Annotated in this window: 21 protein-coding genes; 11 read left to right on the top strand and 10 right to left on the bottom strand. The window is 67.9% G+C overall.

Annotation, left to right across the window (positions count from 1 at the left end):
* The first annotated feature begins 15 nt into the window (after positions 1 to 15).
* The 3 genes from AB0N07_RS11875 (at position 16) to AB0N07_RS11865 (ending at position 3,080) form a co-directional block, all read left to right on the top strand.
* Positions 16 to 1,098 (top strand): inositol-3-phosphate synthase, encoded by a 1,083-nt coding sequence (locus AB0N07_RS11875; RefSeq protein ID WP_365834093.1) that lies wholly within the window; start codon positions 16 to 18, stop codon positions 1,096 to 1,098.
* A gap of 86 nt (positions 1,099 to 1,184) precedes the next feature.
* Positions 1,185 to 2,447 carry an MFS transporter gene (locus AB0N07_RS11870; protein WP_365834092.1) on the top strand — a complete coding sequence of 421 codons (1,263 nt, stop codon included), beginning with the start codon at positions 1,185 to 1,187 and terminating at the stop codon, positions 2,445 to 2,447.
* 123 nt (positions 2,448 to 2,570) lie between these two features.
* Positions 2,571 to 3,080, top strand: coding sequence for a hypothetical protein (locus AB0N07_RS11865; RefSeq protein WP_365834091.1), 510 nt, complete (start codon positions 2,571 to 2,573; stop codon positions 3,078 to 3,080).
* A 101-nt stretch (positions 3,081 to 3,181) separates the two neighbouring features.
* Here the strand turns inward: AB0N07_RS11865 and AB0N07_RS11860 are convergent, their stop codons facing one another.
* Complete coding sequence (locus AB0N07_RS11860; RefSeq protein WP_365834090.1) at positions 3,182 to 4,624, bottom strand: CCA tRNA nucleotidyltransferase; 1,443 nt, start codon at positions 4,622 to 4,624, stop codon at positions 3,182 to 3,184.
* Between the two features lie 259 nt (positions 4,625 to 4,883).
* Between AB0N07_RS11860 and AB0N07_RS11855 the strand changes: the two genes are divergently transcribed.
* The 7 genes from AB0N07_RS11855 (at position 4,884) to trxA (ending at position 14,607) form a co-directional block, all read left to right on the top strand.
* Positions 4,884 to 7,265: a DUF6049 family protein gene (locus tag AB0N07_RS11855; protein WP_365834089.1), complete on the top strand. Its 2,382-nt coding sequence runs from the start codon at positions 4,884 to 4,886 to the stop codon at positions 7,263 to 7,265.
* Positions 7,266 to 7,309: 44 nt separating this feature from the next.
* Entirely contained in the window at positions 7,310 to 9,553 is a 2,244-nt protein-coding gene (murJ, locus tag AB0N07_RS11850; protein WP_365834088.1) for a murein biosynthesis integral membrane protein MurJ, read from the top strand.
* A gap of 138 nt (positions 9,554 to 9,691) precedes the next feature.
* Positions 9,692 to 11,413: a serine/threonine protein kinase gene (locus tag AB0N07_RS11845; RefSeq protein ID WP_365834087.1), complete on the top strand. Its 1,722-nt coding sequence runs from the start codon at positions 9,692 to 9,694 to the stop codon at positions 11,411 to 11,413.
* A 31-nt stretch (positions 11,414 to 11,444) separates the two neighbouring features.
* Positions 11,445 to 12,182 (top strand): RNA polymerase sigma factor SigM, encoded by a 738-nt coding sequence (sigM, locus tag AB0N07_RS11840; protein WP_365834086.1) that lies wholly within the window; start codon positions 11,445 to 11,447, stop codon positions 12,180 to 12,182.
* Positions 12,179 to 13,096, top strand: coding sequence for a hypothetical protein (locus AB0N07_RS11835; protein ID WP_365834085.1), 918 nt, complete (start codon positions 12,179 to 12,181; stop codon positions 13,094 to 13,096). The genes sigM and AB0N07_RS11835 overlap by 4 nt, the downstream gene beginning before the upstream one ends.
* 168 nt (positions 13,097 to 13,264) lie before the next feature.
* Complete coding sequence (trxB, locus tag AB0N07_RS11830) at positions 13,265 to 14,233, top strand: thioredoxin-disulfide reductase (protein WP_365834084.1); 969 nt, start codon at positions 13,265 to 13,267, stop codon at positions 14,231 to 14,233.
* A 41-nt stretch (positions 14,234 to 14,274) separates the two neighbouring features.
* Positions 14,275 to 14,607, top strand: a complete 333-nt coding sequence (trxA, locus tag AB0N07_RS11825) for a thioredoxin (RefSeq protein ID WP_003991504.1) — start codon at positions 14,275 to 14,277, stop codon at positions 14,605 to 14,607.
* Positions 14,608 to 14,701: 94 nt separating this feature from the next.
* On the opposite strand, the gene AB0N07_RS11820 is transcribed toward trxA, so the two are convergent.
* The 9 genes from AB0N07_RS11820 to rpmH all read right to left on the bottom strand — a co-directional run bounded on the left by AB0N07_RS11820 (position 14,702) and on the right by rpmH (position 21,651).
* Positions 14,702 to 15,319, bottom strand: a complete 618-nt coding sequence (locus AB0N07_RS11820; protein ID WP_365834083.1) for a GNAT family N-acetyltransferase — start codon at positions 15,317 to 15,319, stop codon at positions 14,702 to 14,704.
* Between the two features lie 328 nt (positions 15,320 to 15,647).
* Complete coding sequence (locus AB0N07_RS11815; protein WP_365834082.1) at positions 15,648 to 16,748, bottom strand: ParB/RepB/Spo0J family partition protein; 1,101 nt, start codon at positions 16,746 to 16,748, stop codon at positions 15,648 to 15,650.
* Positions 16,745 to 17,818: a ParA family protein gene (locus AB0N07_RS11810; protein WP_115907067.1), complete on the bottom strand. Its 1,074-nt coding sequence runs from the start codon at positions 17,816 to 17,818 to the stop codon at positions 16,745 to 16,747. Before AB0N07_RS11810 ends, AB0N07_RS11815 begins: the two co-directional genes overlap by 4 nt.
* A gap of 301 nt (positions 17,819 to 18,119) precedes the next feature.
* Entirely contained in the window at positions 18,120 to 18,836 is a 717-nt protein-coding gene (rsmG, locus tag AB0N07_RS11805; protein WP_365834081.1) for a 16S rRNA (guanine(527)-N(7))-methyltransferase RsmG, read from the bottom strand.
* 119 nt (positions 18,837 to 18,955) lie between these two features.
* Positions 18,956 to 19,468, bottom strand: a complete 513-nt coding sequence (locus tag AB0N07_RS11800; protein WP_275779078.1) for a R3H domain-containing nucleic acid-binding protein — start codon at positions 19,466 to 19,468, stop codon at positions 18,956 to 18,958.
* Positions 19,469 to 19,483: 15 nt separating this feature from the next.
* A complete protein-coding gene (yidC, locus tag AB0N07_RS11795) occupies positions 19,484 to 20,767 on the bottom strand; it encodes a membrane protein insertase YidC (protein WP_365834080.1) in 1,284 nt (427 codons plus the stop codon).
* A gap of 3 nt (positions 20,768 to 20,770) precedes the next feature.
* Positions 20,771 to 21,124, bottom strand: coding sequence for a membrane protein insertion efficiency factor YidD (gene yidD / locus AB0N07_RS11790; RefSeq protein WP_266957591.1), 354 nt, complete (start codon positions 21,122 to 21,124; stop codon positions 20,771 to 20,773).
* The gene (gene rnpA / locus AB0N07_RS11785) at positions 21,121 to 21,492 is read right to left on the bottom strand and encodes a ribonuclease P protein component (protein WP_078912589.1); all 372 of its coding nucleotides are present in this window, start codon (positions 21,490 to 21,492) and stop codon (positions 21,121 to 21,123) included. Before rnpA ends, yidD begins: the two co-directional genes overlap by 4 nt.
* Before the next feature lie 21 nt (positions 21,493 to 21,513).
* Complete coding sequence (gene rpmH / locus AB0N07_RS11780) at positions 21,514 to 21,651, bottom strand: 50S ribosomal protein L34 (protein WP_005482975.1); 138 nt, start codon at positions 21,649 to 21,651, stop codon at positions 21,514 to 21,516.
* A gap of 374 nt (positions 21,652 to 22,025) precedes the next feature.
* On the opposite strand from rpmH, the gene dnaA reads away from it, so the two are divergent.
* Positions 22,026 to 23,939, top strand: coding sequence for a chromosomal replication initiator protein DnaA (gene dnaA, locus AB0N07_RS11775; protein ID WP_365834079.1), 1,914 nt, complete (start codon positions 22,026 to 22,028; stop codon positions 23,937 to 23,939).
* Positions 23,940 to 24,500: the final 561 nt, after the last annotated feature.

Here is a 24,500-nt window from a genome sequence, read left to right as displayed (position 1 = left end):
CAGGGAGCAACCGGAATGGGTTCGGTTCGCGTAGCCATCGTCGGTGTGGGCAACTGCGCCGCGTCGCTGGTTCAGGGAGTCGAGTACTACAAGGACGCCGACCCGGCGTCCAAGGTCCCCGGCCTGATGCACGTCCAGTTCGGCGACTACCACGTCCGTGACGTCGAGTTCGTCGCCGCCTTCGACGTCGACGCGAAGAAGGTCGGCCTCGACCTCGCAGACGCCATCGGCGCCTCCGAGAACAACACCATCAAGATCTGCGACGTGCCCACCTCCGGTGTCACCGTCCAGCGCGGCCACACCCTCGACGGTCTCGGCAAGTACTACCGCCAGACCATCGAGGAGTCCGACGCCGATCCCGTCGACGTCGTCCAGGTCCTCAAGGACAAGCAGGTCGACGTCCTCGTCTGCTACCTGCCCGTCGGCTCCGAGGACGCGGCGAAGTTCTACGCCCAGTGCGCCATCGACGCCAAGGTCGCCTTCGTCAACGCCCTTCCGGTCTTCATCGCCGGCACCAAGGAGTGGGCGGACAAGTTCACCGAGGCGGGCGTCCCGATCGTCGGCGACGACATCAAGTCGCAGGTGGGCGCCACCATCACGCACCGCGTCATGGCGAAGCTGTTCGAGGACCGGGGCGTCATCCTGGACCGCACGATGCAGCTGAACGTCGGCGGCAACATGGACTTCAAGAACATGCTCGAGCGCGAGCGCCTCGAGTCCAAGAAGATCTCCAAGACGCAGGCCGTCACTTCCCAGATCCCAGACCGGGACCTCGGCGAGAAGAACGTCCACATCGGCCCGTCCGACTACGTCGCCTGGCTGGACGACCGCAAGTGGGCCTACGTCCGCCTCGAGGGCCGCGCCTTCGGTGACGTCCCGCTGAACCTGGAGTACAAGCTCGAGGTCTGGGACTCCCCGAACTCCGCGGGCGTCATCATCGACGCCCTGCGCGCCGCGAAGATCGCCAAGGACCGCGGCATCGGCGGCCCGATCCTGTCGGCCTCCAGCTACTTCATGAAGTCCCCGCCGGTCCAGTACTTCGACGACGAGGCCCGCGACAACGTCGAGAAGTTCATCAAGGGTGAGGTCGAGCGCTAAGCGCTGACACAACTGCTCCTGCCAGGGCGTCGAGGGTCCCCGGGTTGCCCGCCCGGGGACCCTCCCCGTATGTGAGGCTGTGCCCCATGGCCGTCGTCCGTGATCTGCGCACTCTTCTGCGCTTCGCGAACTTCCGGCGCCTGCTCGCCGTGCGCCTGCTCTCCCAGGGCGCCGACGGCGTCTACCAGGTCGCACTCGCTGCCTACGTCGTCTTCTCGCCGGAGAAACAGACCTCGGCCACCGCGATCGCCTCCGCCATGGCGGTTCTGCTGCTCCCGTACTCCCTGGTGGGCCCCTTCGCAGGCGTCCTCCTCGACCGCTGGCGCCGCCGCCAGGTCTTCCTCTACGGCAACCTGCTGCGCGCCCTGTTGGCTTCGGCGACGGCCGTCCTGATCCTCAGTCACGCCCCGGACTGGCTCTTCTACGCTTCAGCGCTCTGCGTGACCGCCGTCAACCGCTTCGTCCTTGCGGGACTGTCCGCCGCACTGCCGCGCGTCGTCGACGCTGAGCGTCTGGTAATGGCCAACTCCCTTTCCCCGACCGCCGGTACGCTCTCCGCGACCGCGGGCGGCGGTCTCGCCTTCGTCGTACGGCTGGTGGTGGCGGACTCCGATGCCGCCGTGCTCCTGCTGGGCGCCTTCCTGTACCTGTGCGCGGCGCTCGCATCGCTGCGCCTGGCACCAGAACTGCTCGGGCCGGAGGCCGAATGGGTGCAGCCGAGACTGGCCACGGCACTCACCGGCACGGTCCGTGACCTGACGGCAGGTGTACGACACCTCGCCGCACCGCCGCGCCGGGAGGCCGCCTGGGCACTCGTCACGATGACCCTGATGCGGTTCTGCTACGGCGCGCTGCTGCTCATGCTGTTGATGCTGTGCCGGTACACCTTCGCCTCGACCACGGACGACGGACTGCGTCTGCTGGGGCTGGCGTTGGGGACTTCCGCCGCCGGCTTCTTCACGGCGGCCGTGGTGACGCCCTGGGCTGCGGGACACCTCGGACCGGGCCGCTGGATCGTGGTGTGCGCCGCGGGGGCCGCCGTCCTGGAACCTGCCCTCGGTCTTCCGTTCGCCACCGCTCCGATGCTGGTCGCCACATTCGTCCTCGGTCTCAGTACCCAGGGCGCGAAGATCGCGACAGACACGCTCGTGCAGTCCGCCGTGGACGACGGCTTCCGGGGCCGGATCTTCTCCGTCTACGACGTCCTGTTCAACGTCGCCTTCGTCAGCGCCGCGGCGGTGGCAGCGCTGATGCTGCCACCGGACGGCCGCTCCGTCCCGCTGGTGGTCACCGTCGCCGTTGTCTACGGGGCGGTTGCTGGGGCCATGGCCCGCGTTGAGCGCCGTTGACTGTCACATCAAGGCCACAGAGCCCCTCCGGGTTACAGGAGTGTCAGTGGCAGCCGGTAACTTTCCTGGGTCTTACGCGGCACTTATGTCGGCCGCTCACCAACTCTTCAGGGGGACCCTCAAGTGACCACTCCGCCCCAGGGCCAGAACCCGTTCGCACAGGGCCAGCAGCCCTACGGCCAGCCCCAGGGCCAGGCACCGTACCCGCCACAGGGCTCGGCACCGTACCCGCCCCAGGGCGGCTACCCGCAGCAGCCGGGTCAGTCCGGGTTCCCCCAGCAGGCCACCGCACCGTACGCACCAATTCCTCCGCAGCGGCCGAAGCGCGGCATCAAGCAGTACCTGCGCATTGGGGTGGTCATTGTCGCCCTCATAGCCGCCGGGGTCGGCTACTTCGCGAGCCGCCATGACCCCGACACCGCCAACGTCGGCGACTGCATGAGCATCAGCAACCCGGAGAGCACCACCGACCCGGGCCTGAAGGTCGTGGACTGCAGCAGCTCGAAGGCCCAGTACAAGGTCGCCCAGAAGAAGAGCGACGACTCCGGCTGCGACCGCACCAAGTACGCCCAGTACACGGAGACCGGCAGGAGCGACTTGACCCTCTGCCTCACGCCGTACTCCGCCAACTAAGGGTTTACCCACACGCCTCGGCCGGTGTTTCACGTGAAACACCGGCCCACCGCGCGTCCCGGGGTCATGTTTCACGTGAAACATGACCCCGTTTCACAGCCTCAGCTCTGCTCAGCCCACCATTGCTTGAGTGCCGCCACCGCCGCACCATGCTCCATCGGCCCGTTCTCCAGCCGTAGCTCCAGCAGGAACTTGTACGCCTGGCCGATGGCCGGCCCCGGGCCGATTCCCAGGATCTCCATGATCTGGTTGCCGTCGAGGTCGGGACGGATCGCGTCCAGTTCCTCCTGCTCCTGGAGCTGGGCGATGCGCTGCTCCAGACCGTCGTACGCCCGCGACAGCGCCGCCGCCTTGCGCTTGTTCCGCGTCGTGCAGTCCGAGCGGGTCAGCTTGTGGAGGCGGTCGAGGAGTGGGCCGGCGTCTCGGACGTAGCGACGGACCGCCGAGTCCGTCCACTCACCGGTGCCGTAGCCATGGAAACGCAGGTGGAGTTCGACCAGACGTGAGACGTCCTTCACCAGCTCGTTGGAGTACTTGAGAGCCGTCATACGCTTCTTGGTCATCTTCGCCCCGACCACCTCGTGGTGGTGGAACGAGACCCGGCCGTCCTGCTCGAAGCGGCGGGTGCGCGGCTTGCCGATGTCATGCAGCAGCGCGGCCAGGCGAAGAGTCAGGTCCGGGCCGTTCTCCTCCAGCGCGATCGCCTGTTCCAGGACGATCAGCGTGTGCTCGTAGACGTCCTTGTGCCGATAGTGCTCGTCACGCTCCAGCCGCAGGGCCGGCAGCTCTGGCAGCACATGGTCCGCGAGACCGGTCTCGACCAACAGCGTCAGACCCTTGCGCGGGTTCGCGGACAGGATCAGCTTGTTCAGCTCGTCCCGTACCCGCTCGGCCGAGACGATCTCGATCCGGCCGGCCATCTCCTTCATGGCCGTCACGACCTCAGGGGCCACTTCGAAGTCGAGCTGCGCTGCGAAGCGTGCGGCCCGCATCATCCGCAGCGGATCGTCGGAGAAGGACGCCTCAGGAGTCCCTGGGGTACGAAGGACGCGTGCAGCGAGGTCGTCCCGTCCGCCGTGCGGGTCGATGAACTTCTTCTCCGGAAATGCGAGGGCCATCGCATTGACGGTGAAGTCACGACGGACGAGGTCTTCCTCGATGGAGTCGCCGTACGACACCTCAGGCTTGCGCGAGGTGCGGTCGTAGGCCTCCGACCGGTAGGTCGTCACCTCGATCTGGAAGCCATCCTTCTGAGCCCCCACCGTGCCGAAGGCGATGCCCACCTCCCACACGGCATCCGCCCACGGGCGGACGATCTTGAGTACGTCCTCGGGGCGGGCGTCGGTCGTGAAGTCGAGGTCATTGCCGAGCCGGCCGAGCAGCGCGTCCCGGACCGAGCCGCCGACCAGGGCCAGCGAGAACCCGGCCTCCTGGAAACGGCGGGCGAGGTCATCGGCGACAGGATCCACCCGCAGCGGTTCACTCGACACGCGGCGCGGCTCCTGGCTCGGGGCACTGAGGCTGGCTTCGTTGGCGTTCGGCACAACAGAAGAGGGTACGTGGCCCGGGCGGCCGCAAGCGCCCCCATTAAACGTCCACGGACACCTCAGTAGAGACGTGCACAAAGTCCACTCTTGAGGCATGCAGGTCGCGCTTCTCTTTATACGTGCAGATAAAGGACAGGACGGTACTGGATCCCGATCTTGTGCGGCAGTCCGCGGCACTTCCCCTCAGCGCGCATCGTTACCATGCGTGGACGCACATTCCGACGACCACTGACGATGACGAGGGACGGACGAGCGCGTGGCCGAGGCGGCAGACTTCCAGGGGACGAATCCCTCACCTGCCCGCCGGTGGCTGCGGCGCACCGGAGCACTGCTCGCAGGAGCGCCTCTGCTGGCCGGTCTGCTCCAGCTGCCCTCCGCGGCTTCCGCGAACGCGGCTGGTCAGACCTCCTTGCAGGACGCCTCAGGCTCGGGCTCGGTGGCCGTCGCCCTCGACTCGCTCACTCCCTCCGTCCCCACGGACGGGGACACGCTGACCGTGTCGGGCACCGTGACCAACAACAGCAAGCAGACGGTCACGGGCGCCCATGTGGGACTGCGCGTGGGGCGTCAGCTCAACACCCGCTCGGCCGTCGAGGACGTCGCCCAGGACAGTGGCAGCCTCCAGCGCGCCACCGGCTCGGAGATCGGCGGCAAGTACACAGAGAAGTTCTCCCAGCTCACTCCAGGGGTTGCTGAGCCCTTCAGTATCTCCGTGCCGGTCGACAAGCTGAACCTCGGTGACGACGGGGTCTACCAGTTCGCCGTCTCGCTGTCCGGCCAGACTGCCGCGCAGCCGTGGGACCAGGTCCTCGGCATCCAGCGGACCTTCCTGCCCTGGCAGCCCGACGAGGCCGGCACCAAGACGAAGACGACGTTTCTGTGGCCGCTGGTGTCCACCGTCCACATGACGGCGGAGACGGGATCGAACGAGCAGCAGACACCGGTCTTCCTCAATGACGACCTCGCCAAGGAGATCTCCCCGGGCGGCCGACTGGACGAGATGCTCTCCCTGGGCGAGAGCCTCGACGTCACATGGGTGATCGACCCGGACCTGCTGGCCTCGGTCGACGCGATGACCCGCAACTATCGCGTCCGGGCCGCCGGCAACAGCACCACGGCGGGCACGCACCAGGCGGTCGCCAAGCAGTGGCTCGCCGAGCTGCAGAAGGCGGTGGCCGACAAGGAGGTCGTCGCGCTGCCCTTCGCCGACCCGGACCTCGCCTCCCTCGCCCACAACGGCACGAGTGTGACCGGTTCGCTGAGCCACCTCAAGGAGGCCACCGACGTCGTCGCCAACACGGTGGAGCCGATCCTCCACGTGAAACCGAGCACGGATTTCGCCTGGCCCGTGGACGGCGCCGTCGACCCGTCGATCGTGAAGGTCGCCACCTCCGCAGGCGCCGACCAGATCATCGCGCGCAGCGACAGCCTCCAGGAGACCGGCACCCTGTCCTACACCCCCTCCGCAGCACGCCCGATCGGCGGCGGCACCACGGCGGTGGTCGCGGACGCCCGCATGTCAAAGGCCTTCGAGGGCGACCTCACGAAGGCCTCCGACAGCACGCTCGCCGTGCAGCAGTTCCTTGCCCAGAGCCTCGAGCTCAACCTGCAGACGAACCAGCAGCGCAACATCGTCGTCGCTCCGCAGCGCATGCCGACGACCCACCAGGCCCAGGCCATGGCGGACGCGCTGTCGGCCCTGGAGGGCGGCAACTGGTCGGAGGTCCAGAAGCTCACGTCGGCCGCCCATGCCAAACCGGACCCGGATGCCACGACGAAGGTGCCGTCGACGTCCGCGTATCCGTCCTCGCTACGCAAACAGGAGCTGCCGCGCTCGGCCTTCGAGGAGATCGCGACCACACAGGACGAACTCGACAACTTCAAGGTGATCCTCAGCGACGAGTCCCGCGTGGTGACCCCCTTCGGGCGCGCCATGAACCGCGGGATGTCCACGTCGTGGCGGGGCGGCGCGGCCGCAGCGGCGAGCTTCCGCAGTGACGTCGACAACCACCTCACCGATCTGACCGGCCAGGTCAAGCTGATCGACAAGTCCGACACCAAGCTCTCCGGACGCAGCGCCACCATCCCAGTGACCGTCCAGAACAATCTGGTACAGGGTGTTCAGCACCTGACGCTGCGCCTCACCTCGACGAGCCCCACCCGCCTCCAGATCGGCGGTCACGCCTACCAGGAGCAGCCGGTCACGGTCTCCGGCGGGCACAGCCAGACGGTGAAGTTCACCACGTCGGCCAAGGCCAACGGCCAGGCCACGGTGGTCGCCCAGCTGTACACGGAGGACGGACAGGAATACGGTCACGCCGTCACCTTCGACGTCAAGGTGACCGAGTTCACGGCCACCGTGATGCTGGTCATCGGCGGCGGCTTCCTCCTGCTCGTCCTCGCCGGCTTCCGGATGTACACGCAGCGCAAGCGCGCGGCCGCCCGTGAGGCCGAGGAGGGCGGTCCCGACGAGCCCGCCGAGGGACCGAAGAACCCCGAGGGCCCCGAAGACCGTCTCAAGGAGGAGTCCGGCACCGACGCCCGGGCAGACGACCCTGAGCAGCCGAGTGACCCGACACCGGACACCGCACCGGAAATCACCGACCCGTCCGGCACGGGTGAGAGAGTGGACCGTTGAGGATGTCGTGGCCGGTGGGCCCGGGACGATGAGGTGGGGTAACCATGAACGCGCCGTACGACGGTGACCGCGGCCAGGCCGCGGGCAGCTCGGGCCTCCCCGAGGGCCCGCTGCCCGAGCACGGCCAGGTACCGCCGCAGCCCCCCGCGGACATGTACCTCCAGGACGCCTACGACCAGGACCCCTACCGGGCTCAGGACCTCTCCGCGCAGGACCCGGTCGCCGAGGCCCTCTACGACCGTGCCGCACACCCCCCGCCGCCCCCGGAGACCTACCAGCCGCAGCAACCGCTGTACGCCCAGCCGCCTCAGTCCCCGTACGCCCCCGACTCCCGGGTCTGGGCCCAGACGCCGGCGCCGGAGCCGGACGGCCCGAGCCAGTACCTGCCGTACGGCGACGACCCCCGCACCACCCAGTACGTGGGCGTCGACGACCTGGTCACCCAGGCGGGCGAGGAACGCCAGGAGCCGGACGCGTTCGCGCATCTCTTCCGGGACCAGCAGCAGAACGGCGGATACCCCCCGTCGGATCCCCCCTCCGTGCCCGGCCCGGCGGCCGCGCCCGGCGCGTCCTCGCCGACCGCGACCGACCAGACCATGAACCTCGGCACCACCCCGCCCGCGGCCCCGGTGCCCCCAGCAGCTCCTGTGACCCCGGCGAAGAAGGGCGGGGGCCTGCTCAAGTCGAGCGCCGTGATGGCCGCGGGCACGATGGTCTCCCGCCTCACCGGCTTCATCCGCTCCGCACTGATCGTCTCGGCGCTGGGCGTCGGTCTGCTCGGTGACACCTTCCAGGTCGCCTACCAGCTGCCCACGATGATCTACATCCTGACCGTCGGAGGCGGCCTCAACTCGGTGTTCGTGCCGCAGCTCGTGCGCGCCATGAAGGAGGACGAGGACGGCGGCGAGGCCTACGCCAACCGTCTGCTGACCCTGGTCATGGTGGCGCTGGGCGCCCTCACGGTCCTCGCTGTCCTCGGCGCACCGCTCCTGATCCGCCTGCTGTCGGACTCGGTGGCCAGCGACCCGGCGGCCAACGAGGTGGGCGTCACCTTCGTCCGCTACTTCCTGCCCTCGATCTTCTTCATGGGCGTCCATGTGGTGATGGGGCAGATCCTCAACGCCCGCGGGAAGTTCGGCGCCATGATGTGGACGCCGGTCCTGAACAACATCGTCATCATCGTGACGCTCGGCATGTTCATGTGGGTGTACGGCACAGCGGCCGACTCCGGCATGAAGGTCACCAACATCCCGCCGGAGGGCCAGCGGCTCCTCGGCATCGGTGTGCTGCTCGGCCTCGTCGTCCAGGCGCTGGCGATGATCCCGTACCTGCACGAGACCGGGTTCCGGCTGCGGCTGCGGTTCGACTGGCGGGGCCACGGCCTCGGCAAGGCCGTGACGCTCGCCAAGTGGACCGTCCTGTTCGTCCTCGCCAACCAGGCCGGCGCGATCGTCGTCTCGCAACTGTCCACCTCGGCCGGCAAGGCCTCACCCGTCGACGGCACCGGCTTCGCCGCCTACGCCAACGCCCAGCTGATCTGGGGCCTGCCGCAGGCCATCATCACCGTCTCCCTGATGGCGGCCCTGCTGCCCCGCATCTCACGCTCGGCGGCGGAGGACGACAGCGGCGCCGTCCGCGACGACATCTCCCAGGGTCTGCGCACCACGGCCGTCGCCATCGTGCCGATCGCCTTCGGTTTCCTCGCCCTCGGCATCCCGATGTGCACGCTGATCTTCGGCTCCTCCGGTATCAGCGAGGCCACCAACATGGGCTTCATGCTGATGGCGTTCGCCCTCGGCCTGATCCCGTACTCCGTGCAGTACGTCGTCCTGCGCGCGTTCTACGCCTACGAGGACACCCGGACGCCCTTCTACAACACGGTCATCGTGGCCGCGGTCAACGCGGGTGCCTCGGCGCTGTGTTACGTCGCCCTGCCGCCCCGCTGGGCCGTCGCCGGCATGGCCGCCTCGTACGGCCTCGCCTACGCGATCGGCGTCGGCGTCGCCTGGAACCGGCTGCGCAAGCGGCTGGGCGGCGACCTGGACGGCGCCCGCGTTCTGCGGACGTACGCCAGGCTCTGCATCGCCTCGGTGCCCGCAGCGACCCTCAGCGGCGCGGCCTGCTACGAGATCGGCCACACGCTCGGCCAGGGCGTCGTCGGATCCCTCGCGGCCCTGCTGGCCGGCGGCGCGGTCCTGCTCGGGATCTTCTTCCTGGCCGCCCGAAAGATGCGCATCGAGGAGCTGAACTCACTGGTCGGCATGGTCCGCGGGCGTCTGGGGCGCTGACGCGGGGGTACGCGCACAACCATCGTCCGCCACCGCGTGTCGTGCATAGCGGCGGACTGTGGGCACAATTGGTTTCGGCGTCGGACAGCGCGCACGGGTGTTGGCCGGCGCGCATCGAATGGGGAGGCAGGAACGACGGTGGCGGAACGGAGCACGGCTGCCGTCGACGTGGCAGACAACAGCGGCGACCAACCGCTGACCGCAGAGGCGGACCAGTCCACGGCCGACGGGGTGGCCCAGAACCGGGAGCGGGACACGGAGATCGACGAGGCACAGGGGAGTGGCGGGACAGAAGGTCCCGGAAAGGCCTCACCACCCGAGCTGCACAGCGGCCACAAACTCGCCAGACGGTACCGGCTCGAGGAGTGCGTCACCCGTCTGGACGGATTCAGCAGTTGGCGTGCCGTGGACGAGAAGCTTCGCCGCGCCGTCGGAGTCCACATCCTGCCGGCGGACCATGCACGGGCACGTTCGGTGCTGGCCGCGGCCCGCTCCTCGGCGCTGCTCGGTGATCCCCGCTTCGTCCAGGTGCTGGACGCGGTCGAGGAGAACGACCTCGTCTACGTCGTCCACGAGTGGCTGCCCGACGCCGCCGAGCTGACCACGCTGCTCGCCTCCGGTCCGCTGGAGCCGCACGACGCCTACCAGATGGTCAGCCAGATCGCCTCCGCGATGGCTGCAGCGCACCGCGAGGGCCTGGCCCATCTGCGGCTGAACCCCAACGCCGTGCTGCGTACCTCCAGCGGCCAGTGGCGCATCCGTGGCCTCGCCGTGAACGCCGCGCTGCGCGGCATCAGTTCGGACACCCCGCAGCGCACCGACACGGAGTCCGTCGGCGCGCTCCTGTACGCGGGGCTCACCCAGCGCTGGCCGTACGAGAACGACGCGTACGGTCTGGCGGGCCTGCCCAAGGACGTCGGTCTGATCGCCCCCGACCAGGTGCGGGCCGGTGTCCACCGCGGTCTGTCCGAGCTGGCCATGCGCGCACTCGCCAACGACGGGGCGACTGCCTCCCGCCACGAATCCGCGTGCACCACGCCGGAGGAACTGGTGAAGGCGATCGGCGAGATGCCCCGCATCCGCCCGCCGGAGCCCACGTTCACCGCGCCGCCGGAGTACCAGCGCACCACGTATCAGCAGGGCACGTACGGCCGCCCCGCACCGCACCCGGGCGCCACTCAGCCGGTGCCGGCTCCCCCGGCCCCGCTGCAGAGCCGTACCGGCAAGGCGCTGAAGTGGGCCGTCTCAGCTCTCCTCATCGCGGCTCTGGGCCTCGGCAGCTGGCAGCTCGCGGACGCACTCATGGACAGCAGCAACAAGTCCGACGACACGAACAAGACGCAGACGAACGACGGGGGCGACAAGAACAGCGCCGCGCCCAAGCCGACCAAGGCCCTCCAGATCCAGAGGGCCCAGGAGTACGTCGCCACGGGTGACGCCCAGCACCCCAACGACGTCGACAAGACGTACGACAACAACAGCTCCACGTACTGGCGTACCGCCAGCTACAAGGACGGCCCGGACATGAAACCGGCCTTCAAGCCCGGTGTCGGCATCGTCTACGACTTCGGCTCGCAGCAGGAGGTCTCCGCCGCTTCGATAGGGCTCCTGTTCGGCGGCGACCACACGACGGTCACGCTCTACGCGACGGACTCCTTGAGTTCGTCGGTTCCGCTGACTTCCATGACGAAACTGGGATCCGTGACGACCTCCGGCACGTCTGCCAGGGTGACAGTCGCCAAGCCGGTGAAGAGCCGGTATGTACTGGTGTGGTTCACGGCAATGCCATACGCGCCGGTGGACTCATACAGCGACTCGGGCTACAAGCAGGCAGTGACGGACCTGAAGTTCACCGGCTGAAAACTCACCGCATCCCAGGGGAGGGGGTTCGATGGCAGATGACACCGCATACGGCGACGCAAGCGATCAGGACCTCCTGGCCCGCCATGTAGAGGGCGACCCGGACGCCTTCGGTGAGCTTGTGCGGCGTCATCGTGACCGGCTGTGGGCGGTGGCCCTGCGGACCCTGGGGGACCGGGAGGAGGCCGCTGACGCCGTTCAGGACGCCCTGGTGTCCGCCTACCGGGCCGCCCACACCTTCCGGGGGCAGTCAGCCGTCACGACATGGCTGCACCGGATCACGGTGAACGCCTGCCTCGACCGCGCCCGCAAGGCCGCCTCACGCAAGACCTCTCCGGTCGACGACACCGAGCGGCTGGAGCAACTGCTGGAGCCGCACGAGGAGGCATCAGCTCCCGCAGAGCGCAACGATCTGCACCGGCAGCTGCTGGAGGCTCTCGGCACCTTGCCGCCCGACCAGCGCGCCGCCCTCGTCCTGGTGGACATGCAGGGATACCCGGTCGCCGAAGCCGCCCGCGTGCTCGATGTCCCCACCGGCACGGTGAAGAGCCGCTGCGCCCGTGGCAGAGCCAGACTCCTGCCGCTCCTCACCCATCTCCGGCCGGAAAACGCCGGTGGCCCCAACGAACAGGGCGAGGGGCGGAACCGGACCCAGGGGACATCCGTCCCACCGGCAGCGGGGCCGCCGACTGCCGGTCCACGCGACAGAGGGCCGGATACCGGGCCAAGCGATTCAGCTGCTGTGAAGGGCGGAGGTGGGCGAGCGTGACATCCACGACCGACATGGCCGGACACCCGGACGTCGCCGAGATCTCCGACCTCACCGAGGGGCTGCTTCCGCCGTCCCGGACTGCCGACGTACGACGGCACCTGGACGAGTGCGAGCTCTGCGCGGACGTCTACGCGTCGCTGGAGGAGATCCGAGGACTGCTCGGTTCGGTGCCGGGTCCGACCCGCATGCCCGCCGATGTCGCAGGCCGGATCGATGCCGCTCTCGCGGCCGAGGCGCTGCTGAACGCGACGGCTCCCGATGTCACGGACGCCCCGGCGCTCGTCGGTGCGTCCCGTGTCGCGGACGACGCCGGTGACAGCGCGCGTGTTTCACGTGAAACATCGGCAACGGCAGACCGTCCCGCGGGACATTCCCGTGCCTCCACCACCGGACCGGGTCGCAAGCAGCGCAAGCGGGGAGGCCGCCGCAGGATCGCCATCCTGGGCACCGTCTTCACAGTCGCCGCACTGGGTTTCGGTTCGGTCCTGCTGACATCGCTGAACGACGGGAAACCGCCCGCTTCCGGGGCCCAGAGCCAGAAGCCCACCACCGCGGACACGTTCTCGGAGGCCAAGCTGGAGGCCCAGGTCGCCGGTCTCCTCAAGACCCAGGATTCGGGCAACGGCTCCCATGCTCCGCACAGTCTTGGCGTGGAGGGCGGGAGCAACCAGCCCAAGATTTACAAGGAGCCCACGGTCCCCGACTGCGTCCGCAACGGCATCGGGCGCACCGATCCGGCGCTCGCAGCGAAGGAAGGCATCTACAAAGGCACGGACGTCCTGCTCGTGGTCATGTCCGACGCCTCCGCCGGCAACAAGGTGACCGCATACATCGTGGATGCGAGCTGTGTGAGTCATGCGTCCGCCGCCAAGGCGAAGGTTCTCCTGACGCACTCCTACTCCCGTCCCTGAACGCACGCGCTTCGTCTCTGTCGTGCGTGGTATCCCGTACCGTGTCGCGTCTCTGTGTGCCCGGACACAGTGGGAATGCGCGCCCCTTAGGATCCGTTGGGTGGGGTGAGAGCTCTGAGAGGGGCTCCCCCGGTCCGACGACGCAGTCCAGAGACGAGGAAACAAGCCGTGAGCGACGTTCGTAACGTGATCATCATCGGCTCCGGGCCCGCCGGCTACACGGCGGCGCTCTACACCGCGCGCGCGTCGCTGAAGCCGCTCGTGTTCGAGGGCGCCGTCACCGCCGGTGGCGCGCTGATGAACACCACCGACGTGGAGAACTTCCCCGGTTTCCCGGACGGCATCATGGGCCCCGAGCTCATGGACAACATGCGCGCCCAGGCCGAGCGCTTCGGTGCCGAGCTCGTCCCGGACGACGTCGTCTCCGTCGACCTGACCGGAGAGATCAAGACCGTCACCGACACCGCCGGCACCGTGCACAGGGCAAAGGCCGTCATCGTCACCACCGGCTCCCAGCACCGCAAGCTCGGCCTGCCGAACGAGGACGCCCTCTCCGGCCGCGGTGTCTCCTGGTGTGCCACCTGTGACGGTTTCTTCTTCAAGGATCAGGACATCGCTGTGATCGGCGGCGGCGACACCGCGATGGAGGAGGCGACCTTCCTCTCCCGCTTCGCCAAGTCCGTGACGATCGTCCACCGCCGGGACACCCTGCGCGCCTCCAAGGCGATGCAGGAGCGGGCCTTCGCTGACCCGAAGATCAACTTCGTGTGGGACAGCGAAGTCGCCGAAGTCCAGGGCGAGCAGAAGCTCTCGGGTCTGAAGCTGCGCAACATCAAGACCGGCGAGCTCTCGGACCTGGCGGTCACCGGCTTGTTCATCGCGATCGGCCACGACCCGCGCACCGAACTCTTCAAGGGCCAGCTCGACCTCGACGAGGAGGGCTACCTCAAGGTCGCCGCTCCTTCCACCCGCACCAACCTGACCGGTGTCTTCGCCGCCGGTGACGTGGTCGACCACACCTACCGTCAGGCAATCACCGCCGCCGGTACCGGCTGCTCCGCCGCGCTCGACGCCGAGCGCTTCCTCGCCGCCCTTGCGGACGAGGAGCAGGCCGAGCCCGAGAAGACCTCTGTCTGACCTCCATCCGCCCCACGCACCAACCAGTTAAGGAGCCCGCCGTGGCCGGCACCCTGAAGAATGTGACCGACGACTCCTTCGAGCAGGACGTCCTCAAGAGCGACAAGCCCGTACTGGTGGACTTCTGGGCCGCCTGGTGCGGCCCGTGCCGCCAGATCGCGCCGTCTCTCGAGGCGATTGCCGCCGAGTACGGCGACAAGATCGAGGTCGTCAAGCTCAACATCGATGAGAACCCGGGTACGGCCGCCAAGTACGGCGTCATGTCCATCCCGACGCTGAACGTCTACCAGGGTGGCGAGGTCGCCAAGACCATCGTCGGTGCGAAGCCGAAGGCCGCGATCGTCCGCGACCTTGAGGACTTCATCGCCGAGTAGCCGACGAAGCCGTCGAGTCGGCGGTGGATGTTTCACGTGAAACACGGATGGGCCAACCCGGAAGGGTTGGCCCATCTGCTTGTCCGGACGCTCTTCACAGCGGCCTCAGCACCGGCTCCTTCTGCACGGCCCCCAGCAGCCGGTCGAGCGCCATCTCCACGTCTTCCTTCCAGGACAGCGTCGTCCGCAACTCCAGCCTCAGACGGGGGTAAGTCGAGTGAGCGCGGACCGTCTTGAAGCCCACGGCCAGAAGATGGTCTGCCGGCAGGACACACGCGGGTTCCTTCCACCGTGCGTCTCCGAAAGCCTCGATTGCCTTGAAGCCCCGCCGCAGCAGATCCTTGGCGACCGTCTGGACCATGACCCGCCCGAGCCCCTGCCCCTGATAGCCCGGCATGATGAACGCAGTCATCAGCTGCACTGCGTCGGACGCAACGGGACTCGTGGGGAAGGCCGTGGAGCGGGGAACGTAGGCCGGAGGGGCGTACAGGACGAAGCCCACCGGTACGTCGTCGACGTAGACGACCCGGCCGCAGGACCCCCAGTCCAGCAGGACCGCGGAAATCCACGCTTCCTTCTCCAGTGCGGACGTGCCCGCTTTTACCGCGGCCTCACCGCTGACTGGGTCCAACTCCCAGAAGACACACGCGCGACAGCGGCTGGGAAGGTCCTGAAGGTTGTCCAGCGTGAGCGGTACGAGCCGACGCCCCATGAAGCCTGTTCCTCGCTTCCTTCGCCCGCAGCGCCGCGGGCGGATGTCAGAGCGCTCCGTTCCCTCAGCAGGCTGCCGACGAAGCCGCCGACCGCGCCCAGTCCGAGACCTGCGCTCACGAGTCCGGTGCGGCTCAGCGTTCGCATGGCCGCTGCCTCCCTCTCAGAGGTACTGCCAGGTGGATGCGCCATACCCGAACGCATCGTATCCACGAAGCGATTCCGTCGATACTGCCTGAAAGCAAAGAGCGGGCCGTGTTCCGGTACACACCGGACACGGCCCACTCTGTCGGCCCAACGAGCGAAACCGCCCGTCGGCCGCAGGCTGTCTAGGCCTCGAGATCCTCGGAATCGTCCTCCAGGAGGCTCTTCTGCAGGACCGGTCCTTCGCCGGGAGCAAGGCTGCTGAGGATCCGCTCGAGGTCCTCCATGGAGGCGAACTCGACGGTGATCTTGCCCTTCTTCTGCCCCAGGTCCACCTTCACGCGTGTCTCGAAACGGTCCGAGAGACGGGTCGCGAGGTCGGTCAGCGCCGGAGAGACTCGCGCGCCGGCCCGCGGGCCCTTGGACCGCTGGGCCGTCTGCGGCCGCGACCCCATCAGGGTCACGATCTCCTCGACGGCTCGCACGGACAGCCCCTCGGCCACGATCCGGTGGGCCAGCCGGTCCTGCTCCTCCGAGTCCTCGACGGAGAGCAGCGCCCTCGCATGACCGGCGGACAGGACCCCGGCAGCCACCCGGCGCTGGACCGCCGGCGAGAGCTTCAGCAGCCGCAGCGTGTTGGAGACCTGAGGGCGGGAACGACCGATCCGGTCGGCCAACTGGTCGTGCGTGCAGTTGAAGTCCTTCAGGAGCTGGTCGTAGGCAGCAGCTTCTTCCAGCGGGTTCAGCTGCGCCCGGTGCAGGTTCTCCAGCAGGGCATCCAGGAGGAGCTTCTCGTCCTCCGTGGCTCGCACGATCGCCGGGATCGTGTCCAGGCCGGCCTCACGGCAGGCCCGCCAGCGACGCTCGCCCATGATGAGCTCGTAGCGGGCGGGGCCCAACTGCCGTACGACAACCGGCTGGAGGAGGCCCACCTCCTTGATGGAGGTGACGAGTTCCTGCAGCGCGTCCTCGTCGAAGACCTCACGCGGCTGGCGCGGGTTCGGCGTGATCGCGTCGAGAGGAAGCTCCGCGAAGTGGGCGCCCACAGGAGACGCCGGCGCCTCCGCGACGCCGTTCAGCGACGGCTCCTCCGTTTCATGTGAAACAGGCGGCAGCGTTGTCACCTTCGCCGCGGCCACGCCCCGGTCGGTGGTCAGCACCGGCACCGCCGACGGCGACGCAGAACCTGCGCCCCCCATCGCGGCCGGAGCCGGTGTCTTCTCCGTCGGGGCAGCAGGGATCAGCGCGCCGAGACCACGGCCCAAACCCCTCCGTCGCTCGCTCACTGAATCCCCTCCACCATGCTTGGATCACTCTGGGCACCGATGTGGGCATGCGGCGCGTCGTAGGACACACCCACGCCCTTCAGCGCGATTTCTCGTGCCGCCTCAAGATAAGACAGGGCACCGCTCGATCCCGGATCGTAGGTCAGCACCGTCTGCCCGTAACTCGGAGCCTCGGAGATGCGGACCGAGCGGGGAATGCTCGTCCGCAGCACCTCGTCACCGAAGTGGCTGCGCACCTCGTCCGCGACCTGGGACGCGAGGCGCGTCCGACCGTCGTACATGGTGAGCAAGATCGTCGATACATGCAGCGTGGGGTTGAGGTGCCCCCGGACCAGGTCGACATTGCGCAGCAGCTGGCCCAGGCCCTCCAGCGCGTAGTACTCGCACTGGATGGGGATGAGAACCTCCGCGCCGGCCACCAGCGCGTTGACCGTCAACAGGCCGAGCGAAGGGGGACAGTCAATCAGGATGTAGTCCAGCGGCTGCTCATAGGCCTGGATGGCCCGCTGCAGTCGGCTCTCCCGTGCCACCAGGGACACCAGCTCGATCTCCGCACCGGCGAGATCGATCGTGGCGGGTGCGCAGAAGAGACCCTCGACATCGGGGACCGGCTGGACGACCTCCGCGAGAGGCTTGCTTTCGACCAGGACGTCGTAGATGGACGGGACCTCGGCGTGATGGTCGATCCCCAGCGCAGTCGATGCATTGCCCTGAGGGTCGAGGTCGATCACCAGGACACGGCCGCCGTGCAGGGCCAGGGAGGCGGCAAGATTGACGGTCGTCGTCGTCTTGCCGACACCGCCCTTCTGGTTGGCGACCACCATGACGCGTGTCTGCTCGGGCCGTGGCAGGCCCTCGCCTGCGCGGCCCAGAGCCTCCACCGCCAGTTGGGCAGCACGACCGATCGGAGTGTCGTCCATAGGAGGCGGTGTTTCACGTGAAACATCCTCCCCCATCGACTCGGTACGGGGACCGGGGACCGGATCGGTCATCGGTCCCGCGATGTTGGCGTCGGACCGCAAGGATTCACTCTCCTCGACTTCAGGCTCGCAATGAACAGAGCCTCCCATGTCTTCGGGGTCGTGAACCAGTGAGGCCTGTTGTTCTGTGGAGAAATCCACCTCTGTGGACAACTCGGCCCCCCTCACGGGGGACCGAATCTCGTCGGATACGGGTGCCTCTCCGAGTGAACCGAGAGGCTTACGGTCGCGGGGTTCGGCAGCGGCGCGGCCGCGGCTGATGATGCCGTGGAGCAGTGAGCGACGTTTCACGTGAAACACGATGCACAGCAGCGGTGGCCGAACTGTCGCGACACTCCGGCGTGCGTAGGTTTGGCAGCTTGTGTGGAGTACGTCTCGTCGTCAGGCCGGATCAGCGGCGCCGACGTGCGCGGCCCGCCCGTGCGGCCTTGGCCTTCTTCGCCGCGAAGCGGACACCGCCGGGGCTCTCCCCGACCTCGACCCGCACGACCGTGGACGGAGGATCCACCACTCCTTCACCCACATGCAGGATGGACGTCTCCACCGCACCCAGCTTACTGAGCGCCGTGGCCGCGCTCTTGAGCTCCTCCTCAGCGGTGTCACCCTTGAGCGCAAGCATCTCCCCGTACGGCCGCAGCAGCGGGATGCCCCACGTGGCCAGCCGGTCCAGCGGAGCCACGGCCCGCGCCGTCACCACATGCACCGACGGCACCTTGCCCATGACCTCCTCGGCACGGCCGCGGACGACCGTCACATGGTCCAGCCCGAGCAACTCCACGACCTCGGTGAGAAAGTTCGTACGCCGCAGCAACGGTTCCAGCAGCGTGATCTTCAGGTCCTCGCGGACCAGCGCCAGGGGAATGCCCGGCAGGCCGGCACCCGAGCCGACATCGCAGACCGTCACGCCCTCGGGCACGACCTCGGAAAGCACCGCGCAGTTCAGCAGATGCCGCTGCCACAGACGAGGCACCTCGCGCGGGCCGATCAGACCGCGTTGCACACCTGCCTCAGCGAGCAGCTCCGCATAGCGGACCGCGTCCGCGAAGCGATCGCCGAACACCGCACGCGCCTGCTCGGGCGCAGGGGGAAGCTCCGCTGCCTCCGTCACGGGGACCGTCCTTCCGTACCGCATCAGCGCACCGAGCGCCGAGACCACCAGAACTATCAGGCTGACAAAGCTCGGCCCCGCCTGCGCTACAGACGGGGCCGGAGGAACGTACGGACCGATCAGGCAGGGAGCACAACGACGAAGCGCTGCGGCTCCTCGCCCTCGGACTCGCTGCGCAGGCCCGCAGCCTTGACTGCGTCGTGCACGACCTTGCGCTCGAACGGCGTCATCGGCTTCATCTTGACGGGCTCGCCGGTGCTCCTGACCTCGGCGGCCGCCTTCGCACCCAGCTCGGAAAGCTCAGCGCGCTTCTTAGCACGGTAGCCGCCGATGTCCAGCATCAGCCGGCTGCGGTCCCCGGTCTCCCGGTGCACGGCCAGGCGCGTGAGCTCCTGCAGCGCCTCAAGCACCTCACCGTCACGGCCGACCAGCTTCTGCAGGTCTCGGCTGCCCGAGTCGCTGATGATCGAGACAGCGGCGCGGTCGGCCTCGACGTCCATGTCGATGTCGCCGTCGAGATCGGCGATGTCCAGCAGACCCTCGAGGTAGTCCGCCGCGATCTCGCCCTCCTGCTCCAGGCGGGTAAGGGTGTCTGCACCCTCGGCAGCGGCGGAGGTGGTGCCTTCCGTCACGGGATGGGCTCCTTCTTACTTCTTGGACGGGGACTTGGGGCGCTGCGGGCCCTTGCGCTGCCCGGACTGGGCCTTGCTGCGGGTACCGCCGCCGGGCTTCGGCTCGGCCTTCTTCGCAGCGGCGGAGGGCTTGGCGTCCTCCGGCTCGTCGGACTTGCTCAGCGACGTCTTCGGCTCGGAGTCGCCGGGCACCTTCGCACCACCGGACTGACGCTGGGCCTTGCTCTGCCGCTTGGGCTGCTGGCGCTTGGGGGCGGCGCTGCCGGTCGTCGTCGGCGTACCGTCCTCGGTCTGGACCGCCACGGCGCTGTCGCTCTGCACCACGGTGCCGTCGGTCTGGGCCGCGAGGCCCGCCTTGTTCAGACCGTTGATGAACTTGCGCTCGAACTCGTTGCGGTCGCGGCCCTTGGCGACGATCGCCTTGACGATCGTCTTCTCGCTGCGGCGACGGACCTTGCCGTGCTGCGTGACGTGCTTGCTCAGGCGCTCCAGGTAGGCGGCCTGGGCCTTGGAACCCGGGGTCGGGTTGTTGTGGATGACGTACATCTGCTGGCCCATGGTCCACACGTTGGTGGTCAGCCAGTAGACGAGGACACCGACCGGGAAGTTGATGCCGAAGACGGCGAACATGACCGGGAAGACGTACATCAGCATCTTCTGCTGCTGCATGAACGGCGTCTTCACCGTGGTGTCGACGTTCTTCGTCATCAGCTGGCGCTGCGTGTAGAACTGCGACGCCGACATCAGAACGATCATGATCGCCGTGACGACCCGCACATCGGTGATCTGCGCACCGAGCTGGGCCACCTTGTCGGCGCTGTCCGTGAACTTCGCGGCAAGCGGGGCACCGAAGATGTGCGCCTTACGGGCGCTGGCGAGCAGCTGATCGTCGATGACGCCGATCGTCTTGCCCGTCGCGATGCCGTTGAGCACGTGATACAGCGCGAAGAAGAACGGGGACTGCGCCAGGATGGGAAGGCACGAGGAGAGCGGGTTGGTACCCGTCTCCTTGTACAGCTTCATCATCTCTTCGGACTGGCGCTGCTTGTCGCTCTTGTAGCGCTCCTGGATCTTCTTCATCTCGGGCTGCAGCGTCTGCATCGCCCGGGTCGACTTGATCTGCTTCACGAAGAGCGGGATCAAGCAGATACGAATCAGGATCACCAGGGACACGATGGACAGGCCCCAGGCCCAGCCCGTGTCGGGACCGAAGATCTTCCCGTACATCGAGTGGAACTGGACGATGACCCATGAGACGGGTGTCGTGATGAAGCTGAAGAGGCTGGCAATCGTGTCCACTAATCATGCTCCTTGGGCATGGGACGAGGTCTCTGCGGCCGGGCTCGAAGGAAGATTCTCCTCGGTGGCCGGTTCGCCGGCGGAGGGCCCGCCCTTGCGTGCACGCCAGGCGCCACGCAGCATTTCGTGCCACCGCGGACGCTTGCGCGGCGGGACATGATCCACACCGCCCAGCGACCACGGATTGCACCGCAGGATGCGCCACGCGGTGAGCGCAGTGCCCTTGATCGCACCATGCCGGTCGATGGCCGTGTAGCCGTAGTGGGAACACGACGGGTAGTACTTGCACACCGGCCCGAGCAGCGGACTGATCGTCCACTGGTACAGCTTGATCAGAGCCAGCAGCGGGTACTTCATCGCGCGCCCCCTCCCAGCAGCCGCTCGATGGCGGCATCCAGGTCTCGGGCCAGTTGTGCATGGTCGGCGTCGCCCGCACCGGGCAGCGCTCGTACGACTACCAGGCTACCGGGGGGCAACAGGGCGACTCGGTCACGCATCAGGTGGCGCAGTCTGCGCTTGACCTTGTTGCGTACCACCGCACCACCCACGGCTTTGCTCACGACGAAACCCGCACGCGTCGGGGGAGCGCTCTCCCCAGGCGCGTGCGGGTCCGTGGCACCGCTACGAAGATGGACGACGAGGGAAGGGCGTCCGGCCCGGCGCCCCCGTCGTACCGCGGTCGCGAAGTCCTCGCGCCGCCTCAGCCGGTTCTCGGTGGGCAGCACGACGGCATGACCTGACCGGGATCAGGCGGACAGGCTGGCGCGACCCTTGCTGCGGCGGTTCGCCAGAATCGCGCGGCCGGCACGGGTGCGCATCCGCAGGCGGAAGCCGTGGGTCTTGGCGCGACGACGGTTGTTCGGCTGGAAGGTGCGCTTGCTCACTCGGGGGCTCCAGAAATCAATCGGTAGTGGCGGGGTGCCGTCCTGGCTGTCACCGTGCGCCCACGAGTAGCTCGCAGTAACGCCCGAGTGCACCGCTTCCCGATCACCCAAATGATCTGTGCCCATCGGAGGCAGGCGGCAGCAGCCATCGACAACTCGACCTGGTTACGGTACGCGGGGCTACGCCATCCGGTCAAACCAGCGGTCACTGGGAGACACTATCCACAGCCTGGGGACAACAACTTGAACCGCACCCGTCGCCCTGACTACCGTGGCTGAACTCCGATTCGTTCCCTTGTACCTGCCCCACCCCATTTGAATCCCGACCCGTCCCACCATCACACGTTCGTGGGACCCGTGAGAGAGCGTGCCCTGTGGCTGACGTACCTGCCGATCTTGCCGCAGTGTGGCCACGAGTATTGGAACAACTTCTCGGCGAGGGCCGAGGGCAGGGCGTAGAGACAAAGGACGAGCACTGGATCCGGCGCTGCCAGCCACTCGCGCTGGTCGCCGACACCGCCCTGCTGGCCGTCCCGAACGAGTTCGCGAAAGGCGTGCTCGAAGGCCGCCTCGCCCCCATCGTCAGCGAAACCCTGAGCCGCGAGTGCGGCCGCCCGATCCGCATCGCGATCACCGTCGACGACTCCGCGGGCGATCCCCCCGCACCTCCGGCGCCCCCCGCCCGCCCCCAGCCGCGCTACGAGGAGCCCGAACTCCCCTCCGGGCAGTACGACGGCTACGGCCGCCACCGCGCGGGCGACCACCGGGTGAACCGCCCCGAGCAACTCCCCGGCGACCAGGGCGACCAGCTCCCCACCGCCCGCCCGGCCTACCCCTCGGAGTACCAGCGCCCCGAGCCCGGCGCCTGGCCGCGCCCGTCGCAGGACGAGTACAGCTGGCAGCAGCAGCGCCTCGGCTTCCCCGAGCGGGACCCGTACGCATCGCCGCCCCAGGACTCCTACGGCTCCCCGGCACAGGACTCGTACGCCCCGCCACCCCAGGACTACCGTCCGCAGTCGATGGAGCGCCCGCCGTACGAAGCGCAGCGACCCGACTACGCCCAACCGCGCCCGGACTACGACCAGCCGCGCCCCGACTACGACCAGCGCGACGCCCGCCGGGAACTGCCCGAGCAGCCCTCCGGCTCCGGGCACGTCCACCGCGGCGGCCCCGTCGGCTCTTCGCTGCCCGCCTCCAGCGGCGCACCCGGCCCGCTGGCCGCGAAGCCCGCGCCGGCCACCGGCCCCGGTGAGCCCACCGCGCGCCTGAACCCGAAGTACCTCTTCGACACGTTCGTCATCGGCGCATCCAACCGCTTCGCACACGCCGCCGCGGTCGCCGTCGCCGAGGCACCCGCGAAGGCGTACAACCCCCTGTTCATCTACGGGGAGTCCGGCCTCGGCAAGACCCACCTGCTGCACGCGATCGGGCACTACGCGCGCAGCCTCTACCCGGGTACACGTGTGCGTTATGTGAGCTCGGAGGAGTTCACCAACGAGTTCATCAACTCCATCCGCGACGGCAAGGGCGACAGCTTCCGCAAGCGGTACCGCGAGATGGACATCCTGCTCGTCGACGACATCCAGTTCCTCGCGGACAAGGAGTCGACGCAGGAGGAGTTCTTCCACACCTTCAACACGCTCCACAACGCCAACAAGCAGATCGTGCTCTCCAGCGACCGGCCGCCCAAGCAGCTGGTGACGCTGGAGGACCGGCTGCGGAACCGTTTCGAGTGGGGCCTGATCACCGACGTCCAGCCGCCCGAGCTGGAGACCCGCATCGCGATCCTGCGCAAGAAAGCGGTCCAGGAACAGCTCAACGCCCCGCCGGAGGTGCTGGAGTTCATCGCCTCCCGCATCTCGCGCAACATCCGCGAACTGGAGGGCGCGCTGATCCGCGTGACGGCGTTCGCGTCGCTCAACCGGCAGCCGGTGGACCTGGGCCTCACCGAGATCGTCCTCAAGGACCTGATCCCCGGCGGCGAGGACTCGGCCCCCGAGATCACCTCCACGGCCATCATGAGCGCGACCGCCGACTACTTCGGCCTCACCGTCGAGGACCTGTGCGGCACGTCACGAGGCCGCGCGCTGGTGACGGCCCGCCAGATCGCCATGTACCTGTGCCGGGAGCTGACGGATCTCTCCCTGCCGAAGATCGGCGCACTGTTCGGCGGCCGCGACCACACCACGGTCATGCACGCCGACCGCAAGATCCGCAATCTGATGGCCGAGCGACGCTCCATCTACAACCAGGTGACCGAGCTGACGAACCGCATCAAGAACGGCTGACAGCCACAGACGCACCTCGTCGAGGGCGCCCCGGGACACGCTCCCGGGGCGCCCTTCTTCATGCCGGGGATGCCCGCTGTTCGATTACCTGCCGAGTTACGGCCACTCTCCACAGATTCGTGAACTTTCTGCTGTCCACACCTTGGGGACCGCGAAGTTGTCCAGAGCACGATCCACAGGCGGCCGGTTGAAAAACCATCCAAGCAGCTCAAGGGGCTGTGGAACGGTGGACGAAGGATCTCCACAGACTGTGGACGGACAAGTGATCCACAAGCTGTGCACGAAGTTGTCCACCGACAACCCACAGGCTGGGCTTGATTGTCCCCAAGGAACGCCACCTTCTCCACAGCGCTGTCCACTGTTCGGCAACGTGACGCGCCTGATCACCGCGTCGAGTGAAAGGCGTCACACAAAGGTGCCGGGTTGAGCTGTGGGCAACGTGGGCAAAGCTGGGGACGGCGCTGGGGAGAACTCACCTCAGGCTGTGCACGGGATGTGCAGAACTTTCCGTTCTCCACAGATCTGCAAAGTTGTCCACTGTCTCCGCCCACAGGGGCGGTG

Origin of the sequence: Streptomyces sp. NPDC051172 (genome assembly GCF_040682555.1) — a bacterium.
Classification (GTDB): Bacteria; Actinomycetota; Actinomycetes; order Streptomycetales; family Streptomycetaceae; genus Streptomyces.
Note: the sequence above shows the minus strand (reverse complement) of the source record. Positions and strands in the feature narration are given on the sequence as shown.

What these genes read in the sequence shown, in the direction of transcription:
- AB0N07_RS11875 (WP_365834093.1), top strand. Translation starts at nt 16, where the DNA reads ATGGGTTCGGTTCGCGTAGCCATCGTCGGTGTGGGCAACTGCGCCGCG.
- AB0N07_RS11870 (WP_365834092.1), top strand. Translation starts at nt 1,185, where the DNA reads ATGGCCGTCGTCCGTGATCTGCGCACTCTTCTGCGCTTCGCGAACTTC.
- murJ (WP_365834088.1), top strand. Translation starts at nt 7,310, where the DNA reads ATGAACGCGCCGTACGACGGTGACCGCGGCCAGGCCGCGGGCAGCTCG.
- sigM (WP_365834086.1), top strand. Translation starts at nt 11,445, where the DNA reads ATGGCAGATGACACCGCATACGGCGACGCAAGCGATCAGGACCTCCTG.
- AB0N07_RS11820 (WP_365834083.1), bottom strand. Translation starts at nt 15,319, where the DNA reads ATGGGGCGTCGGCTCGTACCGCTCACGCTGGACAACCTTCAGGACCTT.
- AB0N07_RS11810 (WP_115907067.1), bottom strand. Translation starts at nt 17,818, where the DNA reads ATGGGAGGCTCTGTTCATTGCGAGCCTGAAGTCGAGGAGAGTGAATCC.
- yidD (WP_266957591.1), bottom strand. Translation starts at nt 21,124, where the DNA reads ATGAAGTACCCGCTGCTGGCTCTGATCAAGCTGTACCAGTGGACGATC.